Genomic DNA, 6,000 nt, shown 5'->3' on the forward strand with positions numbered 1-6,000 from the left:
CATGGTTTTTGAGGTTGGCGAGACAGTTGTCTACCCGCACCACGGTGCAGCAATGATCGAAGAGATCAAAATGCGCACCATCAAGGGCGAAGAGAAGATGTATCTCAAGCTTAAGGTTGCCCAGGGTGATTTGACCATCGAGGTTCCGGCAGAAAATGTCGATCTCGTTGGTGTGCGCGACGTAGTTGGGCAGGAGGGCTTGGACCACGTATTCGAGGTATTGCGTGCCGAGTTCACAGAAGAGCCTACCAACTGGTCACGCCGTTACAAGGCGAACCTGGAAAAGCTGGCTTCCGGCGACGTGATCAAGGTGGCAGAGGTCGTTCGTGACCTGTGGCGCCGTGACAACGACCGCGGTCTTTCCGCAGGCGAAAAGCGCATGCTTGCAAAGGCACGCCAGATCCTGATCAGCGAACTTGCGCTGGCCAAGAAGCTCGACGAAGAAAAGGCAGAAACCGTCCTCGACGAGGTCTTGGCTTCGTAGCAGCTTTCAAGCACTAATTGATTTGAACCCCGGTGGGGGTCCGGACTCCGCAAGGAGCCCCGGACCCCCACCGGCATTTAACCCGCCATCTGCCGGGCATCGCCGACCGGGAAACGAACACCGCTAGGCTTGGGTGCGTGAATTCCTCCATTTCCCTAAGCCGGCCAGAGATCCAACAAACGGCGATCATTGTGGTTGCGGCCGGCTCCGGAACCAGGCTGGGTTTCGGCATCCCCAAGGCCCTGGTTCCATTGGCCGGGCGGTCGCTGCTTGAGCACGCACTGGACCGCATCCAGCAGGCAGGCTGCGCAGCCCAAGTCATTGTCGTGCTGCCCGGCGGCGACACGGAACTGGCGGCACGCGCCGCCGGCCATCCGCTGAAACCACGCTGCGTCGATGGAGGGGCAACCCGCACTGACTCGGTCCGGGCCGGGCTAGCTGCCCTGGACGCGGAAACCGAACGGGTCCTGATCCACGATGCGGCCCGCGCCCTGACCCCGCCGGAGGTCTTCCGCCAGGTGGCCGCGGCGCTGGTTGCCGGGGCCCGCGCGGTGATTCCGGTGGTGCCAGTGGTGGACACCATCAAGCATGTCGCCACCGACCCGGGCCACGGGCAGCCGCACATCACCGGCACCCCGGCCCGCGAAACGCTGCGCGCGGTCCAAACCCCGCAGGGCTTCCACGCCCCCACGCTGCTGGCCGCCCACCGACGCGCCGCCAGCCGGGACCGGGCCGAAGCCGAGGCGATCACCGACGACGCGATGCTCATGGAGATGCTGGGCGAGCGCGTGGACACCGTGCCGGGCGCAGCCGCGGCACTGAAGATCACCACCAAACCGGACCTCGTCCTGGCCGAATCCATGCTGCCGCGCCATCCAGAGAAGGAAGCCCCGATGACCGAGCCCACCGGCCACCCTGCCCCGCTGTTGATCCCGCGCACCGGAATCGGGATCGACGTGCATGCCGTCGCCGATCCCTCCGAGTCCCGGCCCATGTGGTTGGCCGGGCTGCACTTCCCCGGGGACCAGGGCCTGTCCGGGCACTCCGACGGGGACGCCGTGGCCCACGCCGCCTGCGACGCGCTCTTCTCCGCGGCCGGGATCGGGGACCTGGGCACGCACTTCGGCACCGACCGTCCCGAGTACGCCGGGGCCCCGGGCACCACGTTGCTGGCCGAGGCGGCCCGCCTGGTGCGCGAGGCCGGATTCGAGATCGGCAACGTGGCCGTCCAGTTCGTGGGCCGCCGCCCCAAGTTCGCCGCACGCCGGCTGGAGGCCGATGCCGTGCTGAGCAAGGCTGCCGGCGCCCCCGTTAGCGTCACCGCCACCACCTCGGACGGATTGGGCTACGAAGGGGCGGGCGAGGGATTGACCGCCTATGCCACCGCGCTTGTGTACTCGGTCCGCCCCTGAATCCCCGGACTGCCGCGCACCGGGTTTTGACCGCTTCGGATAACCTGTACTGGTGAGCATCCGTTTTTACGACACCAAGCAGGCAGCGACCCGGGACTTCGTTCCCCTGAACGAGGGCAAGGTCGGGCTGTACTACTGCGGCGCGACAGTCCAGGGCATGCCGCATGTGGGCCACGTGCGCAGCGCCATCGCCTTTGACATCCTCACCCGCTGGCTGGAAAACCGCGGCTTCGAGGTCACCGTGGTCCGCAATGTCACCGACATCGACGACAAGATCCTCGAAAAGTCCGCGGCCTCCTTCTCCGAGGACTTCGAGGGCGACGAGGACTACTTCGCCAACGAGGCCTGGTTCGCGCTTGCCTACCGCTTCGAGCAGGAGTTCGCCTCCGCCTACGACACCCTGGGGGTGCGTCGGCCGACCTACGAGCCGCGCGCCACCGGCCACATCACCGAGATGCACCAGCTGATTGCCAGGCTCATCGAACGCGGCCACGCCTACCCGGCCCTTGACGACTCCGGCGACGTGTACTTCGACGTGCGCTCCTTCCCCGCCTATGGCTCGCTGACGCACCAGAACGTCGACGACATGCAGGGGGCCCCGGACGCCGATCCGCGCGGCAAGCGCGACCCGCGCGACTTCGCCCTGTGGAAGGGCCACAAGGACACCGACCCGGAAACCGCCTCCTGGCCGAGCCCCTGGGGCGCCGGCCGCCCGGGCTGGCACCTGGAATGCTCCGCCATGGTCACCAAGTACCTCGGCACCGCCTTCGACATCCACGGCGGTGGCCTGGACCTGCGCTTCCCGCACCACGAGAACGAGATGGCCCAGTCGATGGCCGCGGGCCACGACTTCGCGAACTTCTGGATGCACAACGGCATGGTCACGTACCAGGGCGAGAAAATGTCCAAGTCGATCGGCAACACCATTTCCCCGGCGCAGATGCTGGAACTGGCCACCCCGCGCGTGGTCCGCTACTTCCTGGGCCAGGCGCACTACCGCTCGCAGCTGGACTACCGCCCCGACTCACTGGCCGAGGCCACGGCCGCGGTCGAGCGCATCGACACTTTCGTCGCCAACGCGCTCTTGCGCATCCACAATGTCGGTCCGAACGACGACTTCTCCATCGACATGCACCACTTCGAGGTCACCGAGGCGTTTGCCAACGCCATGAACGACGACCTGAACGTGCCCCAGGCGCTTGCCGCCCTGCACGAGACCGTGCGCCGCGGCAACACCGCGCTGGCGGCCGGCGAGACGGATACCGCGGACGAGGCAATGCAGCAGGTCATGGCCATGACCTACGCGCTGGGACTGGATGACACCATCGAGGCCGGCGGCGGTGCCGACTCGGCCCTGAGCTCCGCCCTGGACGTGTTGGTTGCCGCGCAATTGGCCGACCGGGCCGCCGCCCGCGAAGCCAAGGACTGGGCACGCTCGGATGCCATCCGGGACACCCTGGCTGCGGCGGGAATCGTGGTCGAGGATTCCGCCGACGGCGCCCGCTGGAGCCTGAAAGGGTAAGTTGCCCCACAAAGGGCAAGGAATCGACGTTCTTTGTCGCTAAAATGGGCGGGGCGGTGTGTGAAATCGCCGTGCCGTCCGCCCCGATCCTAGGAATACACCATCATGTCTGCTGCACAGAAGCGTTCCGGCGCCATACGCAAGAGCAAGAAGGGCCCCTCCGTCGGAACCGGCGGATATGGCCGCAAGGCACTCGAGGGCAAGGGCCCCACGCCCAAGGCCGAGGACCGCCCCTACCACAAGGCGTACAAGAACAAGGAGCTCGCCGAGCGCTCCGCCGCCAAGCGCGGCCCGGCCAAGGGCTCTGCGCCCCGCGGCCGCAGCACCGGGGGGCGTTCGAAGAACAGCGAAGAGCTGGTCACCGGGCGCAACTCCGTCGTTGAGGCCCTTCGCGCCGGGATCCCGGCCAAGGCCCTGCACCTGGCCATCCGCATCGACATGGACGAGCGCGTGCGCGAGTCCCTGAAGATTGCCGCCGAACGCGGCATCCCCGTGATGGAAACCGGAAAGCCGGAACTCGACCGGATGACCGATGAGGCGATCCACCAGGGCCTGGTCCTGCAGGTCCCGCCGTACAACTACGCCGACGCGCTGGAAACCGTCAAGGCCACCATCTCCAAGTACAACAAGGGCCATATCAAGAACGCCCCGCTGTTCATTGCCTTGGACGGGATCACCGATCCGCGCAACCTCGGTGCCATCGTTCGTTCGGCCTCGGCCTTCAACGCCCACGCCGTGATCGTTCCCGAGCGCCGCTCGGTGGGCATGACCGCCTCGGCCTGGAAGACCAGCGCCGGTGCCGCGGTGCGCGTGCCCGTCACCCGCGCCCCCAACCTGACCTCCACGCTCAAGGGCATGAAGGAAGCAGGGGTGTTTGTCATCGGCCTGGACGGCGACGGCGATGTCTCCCTTCCGGATCTTGGCCTGGCCACCGAGGCTCTGTGCATCGTGGTGGGTTCCGAGGGCAAGGGCCTGTCCCGACTGGTACGCGAGAACTGCGATTCGATCGTCTCGATCCCGATCAACTCCGGGATGGAATCCCTGAACGCATCGATGGCCGTGGGCATCACGCTGTACGAGGTTTCGCGCAAGCGCACCAAGTAGGGCAACACCGTGCATCGGGCACTGCCCGGAAGGCGCTAGGCTTTCATGAAAGTGGTTCGACGTTTCCGGCAAGGATTCGTCGGACCACTTTCTTCGTTAACGCACATCCCGGTGCCCCGGGGCGGTCCGACGGACTATTCCCAAGCCCGGCGATTCTCGATAGCGTGAGACGCAAGGGAACCCCGGGCTCCGGACTGCAGCCGGGGGAACATCTCGTCGCAGCGAAGGGATGGAGAAACGCCATGGGTCCAACGCAGCTAGACGCCGACGACTATGCACCGCAACGGCTTGAGGAATCCTTGGGTGCGCCATTGCATGTGCGGCCCGAGGTCTTGGAAGCGGTTGAACGCGGCGAAGACAAATCCCCGCATGCGGTCCTCGGCCCGCACCTGAACCGCTTGGGTCATGTGGGCGTCCGGACCCTGCAACGCGGTGCCCTGGCCATCAACATCCTCACCAAAACCGAGATTGTGCCGATGACACGTGAACACGGGGACATTTGGGTGGGCCTGCTTGAAGCCAAGGAGATCGGGAGGGTTCCCGATTACCGGATTCAACGCATTGAGCCCGACGGGGTACGGGTGGTCGACGATCCGTACCGGCACACACCGCGCCTTGGCGAGATGGAGCTGCATCGAATCAGGACCGGGGGAGTACAGGTGCAGGAGCTCCTGCTTGGTGCGCACCCCCAGCACTACTCTTCACCCATGGGGGAGGTGGAAGGCACCGGTTTCGTGGTCAAGCAGGAAGAAGCCGTGGCCGTACGGGTGTGCGGCGACTTCAATATCTGGAATGGTTCCTCCCACGCCATGCGCAAGCTTGGAAACAGCGGGATCTGGGAGATCTTCATCCCCGGCGTGGCCATCGGGGCCAAATACCGGTTCGAGTACCTGGAGCCCACCGGTACATGGGTCGAGTACGCCGACCCGGTTGGCCATTATTCGACCGAGGATCCGGACACCATCTGTGTGGTCCAACCCGAGGGATTCGAAGCCTAGAAATGCGGGAATTTTCAATGCAATGAAACCCCTCCATTGACCGGTAAATACTGTGGGCCAGTTCACAGGAATCCAATTTGGCAAATTTCGTTGGTTTTGGACCGTTATATGACCGAGATTCGCCGTGATTCTGCGGTTTATGCACCTTGAAGGGCGAAGGAAGCCTGTGTTTGGACATTCGGGCGGGTTGCGCGTAGAGTTGTTTCTCGCACCGAGCCCCGCAGCGTAGCCCGAAAGGGAGAGCAGCGGAAGGCGGATGCAAAGAATTCCAAATGAATTTCGGAAGTCGATTTGACTCCGGGTTTGATTGGGACTAAGCTTGAAAAGTTGCTCCAGAGCGAAGCGCCGGCAGGAAACATAAGCCCGGGTCGTGGAAGTTGGAAGCGTCTGTTGTTTGAGAACTCAATAGTGTGCCAAATTTGTTGATACCAATTTATTTATTTTATTGGTGAATGGTTTCAGGGTCCGCACCCCCGTGTG

At 64.5% G+C, this 6,000-nt stretch carries 5 protein-coding genes; all 5 read left to right on the forward strand.

The window, feature by feature from the left end:
* The first annotated feature begins 1 nt into the window (after window position 1).
* The 5 genes from J2T21_RS17730 to J2T21_RS17750 all read left to right on the forward strand — a co-directional run bounded on the left by J2T21_RS17730 (window position 2) and on the right by J2T21_RS17750 (window position 5,520).
* On the forward strand, window positions 2-484 hold the full coding sequence (locus J2T21_RS17730; protein WP_071214867.1) for a CarD family transcriptional regulator: 483 nt from the start codon (window positions 2-4) through the stop codon (window positions 482-484).
* A gap of 137 nt (window positions 485-621) precedes the next feature.
* Window positions 622-1,896 (forward strand): 2-C-methyl-D-erythritol 4-phosphate cytidylyltransferase, encoded by a 1,275-nt coding sequence (gene ispD, locus J2T21_RS17735; protein ID WP_307583217.1) that lies wholly within the window; start codon window positions 622-624, stop codon window positions 1,894-1,896.
* 52 nt (window positions 1,897-1,948) lie between these two features.
* Window positions 1,949-3,418, forward strand: coding sequence for a cysteine--tRNA ligase (gene cysS / locus J2T21_RS17740; protein ID WP_307583219.1), 1,470 nt, complete (start codon window positions 1,949-1,951; stop codon window positions 3,416-3,418).
* A gap of 105 nt (window positions 3,419-3,523) precedes the next feature.
* A complete protein-coding gene (gene rlmB, locus J2T21_RS17745; protein ID WP_307583220.1) occupies window positions 3,524-4,522 on the forward strand; it encodes a 23S rRNA (guanosine(2251)-2'-O)-methyltransferase RlmB in 999 nt (332 codons plus the stop codon).
* Window positions 4,523-4,764: 242 nt separating this feature from the next.
* A complete protein-coding gene (locus tag J2T21_RS17750) occupies window positions 4,765-5,520 on the forward strand; it encodes a GlgB N-terminal domain-containing protein (RefSeq protein ID WP_307583223.1) in 756 nt (251 codons plus the stop codon).
* Window positions 5,521-6,000: the final 480 nt, after the last annotated feature.

Source organism: Paeniglutamicibacter psychrophenolicus (assembly GCF_030812255.1).
GTDB lineage: Bacteria > Actinomycetota > Actinomycetes > Actinomycetales > Micrococcaceae > Paeniglutamicibacter > Paeniglutamicibacter psychrophenolicus_A.

What these genes read in the sequence shown, in the direction of transcription:
- J2T21_RS17730 (WP_071214867.1), top strand. Translation starts at nt 2, where the DNA reads ATGGTTTTTGAGGTTGGCGAGACAGTTGTCTACCCGCACCACGGTGCA.
- rlmB (WP_307583220.1), top strand. Translation starts at nt 3,524, where the DNA reads ATGTCTGCTGCACAGAAGCGTTCCGGCGCCATACGCAAGAGCAAGAAG.
- J2T21_RS17750 (WP_307583223.1), top strand. Translation starts at nt 4,765, where the DNA reads ATGGGTCCAACGCAGCTAGACGCCGACGACTATGCACCGCAACGGCTT.